Raw genomic sequence first — 1,522 nt, forward strand, 5'->3', positions numbered from 1 at the left:
CCGGATCACCCGGTCCAGATGCGCCTCGTCCGCGTCGATCAGTGGCACGTCCTCGGCCACACCGGCCGCGTGCACGACCGCGTCGACCCGACCGACCACGGCCAGCAACGCCTCCACCGCGGACCGGTCCGCCAGATCACAGGCGTGGATCTCCGCCATCGGCAGCTCGGCCAGCAGCTCCGCCGCCCCGGGCGCCTGAGATCCACGCCGGGAGAGCAGCACCAGCCGCTCCGCACCGTTCGCCGCCGCCCACCGCGCCACCTCGACGCCCAGACCACCCGTCCCACCGGCGATCAACACCGTGCCCCGAGGCTTCCAGACCGACCCGGAACCCACCGGCGCGTGAACGAGACGACGAACGAGCACGCCACCGCCGCGCACCGCGACCTGGTCCTCCGCGCCCAACGCGCCACCCAGGACAGCAGCAACACGACCCACCGCCCGGCGGTCCAACTCGACCGGCAGATCGAGCAGACCGCCCCACATCCCGGGGTGCTCCAACCCCACCGCCCGGCCGAAGCCCCACAGCTGCGCCTGGTCGATCTCTCCAACGCCGTCCGCCGGTCCGGTGACCAACGCGTTCCGGGTCACGAACCACAGCGGCGTCCTGCACCCGGTGTCCACCAGCGTCCGGACCAGGTCGAGCGCATCGGCCAGGGACGTCGGCGACGCGACGAGACCCGTGACGTCCAGACCCGCCAGCTGCTCCCGGCCGGTCACCTGCAGCACTGAAGCGCCCAGTGCCGCCAGCACCTCGGCAAGGCCGTGGACGTCCTCGCCGACCACCGCCCACACACCGTCGAGCCGGGCTTCGGCGGACACGGTCGCCGGCTCCCAGTCGACCCGGTACCGCCAGCCGTCGACCAACGACCGTTCCCGGCCCTGCGCCCGCCAGGTGGCCAGCGCCGGCACGAGGCTCTCAAGTGCCGTCGCCGTGACGCCCAGCTGGTCGGCCAAGGTCAGCAGGTCACCGCGCTCGATGGTGGCCCAGAAGTCGGCGTCCTCACGGTCCGGCCCGGAGGTCCGGCCGACGGGCGCCTCGTCGGGCCAGTACCGCCGGCGCTGGAAGGCGTAGGTCGGCAGCTCGGCCGGTCGGACGCCGGTGAACAGCGGCGACCAGTCGACCGGAACGCCGTTGACGTGCAGGGTCGCGAGTGCCGTCAGCGCGGTGGTCGCTTCGTCGCGGTCGCGGCGCAGCAGGGGCGCGGTGACGGCGTCGGGCTGCTGGACGAGCGCGGACAGCACGCCGTCCGGGCCCAGTTCGACGAACCTGGTGACGCCGTCGAGCGCTTCGAGGGCGTCGGCGAAGCGGACGGGCTTGCGGACCTGGTCCACCCAGTACTCCGGGTCCGACCACTGCCCGACACCGACCTGACGACCAGTCACCGACGAAACCGCCGGGACCGAAGGCTCGGCGAAGGACAACCCACGCACCACGGCGCGGAAGTCCTCCAACATCGGCTCCATCAACCGGGAGTGGAACGCGTGACTGGTCCGCAGACGGCTGGACTTCCAACCCCGC

1 protein-coding gene is annotated in these 1,522 nt (G+C 72.7%); it reads right to left on the minus strand.

Going from position 1 to position 1,522, the window contains the following annotated elements; genetic code table 11:
• A partial coding sequence (locus PUR61_RS03020; protein ID WP_329875312.1) for an SDR family NAD(P)-dependent oxidoreductase occupies positions 1-1,500 on the minus strand: 1,500 nt, incomplete at its 3' end.
• Between the last annotated feature and the right edge of the window lie 22 nt (positions 1,501-1,522).

Source organism: Streptomyces sp. BE20, assembly GCF_036322525.1.
In the GTDB taxonomy this organism is placed as follows: Bacteria; Actinomycetota; Actinomycetes; order Streptomycetales; family Streptomycetaceae; genus Kitasatospora.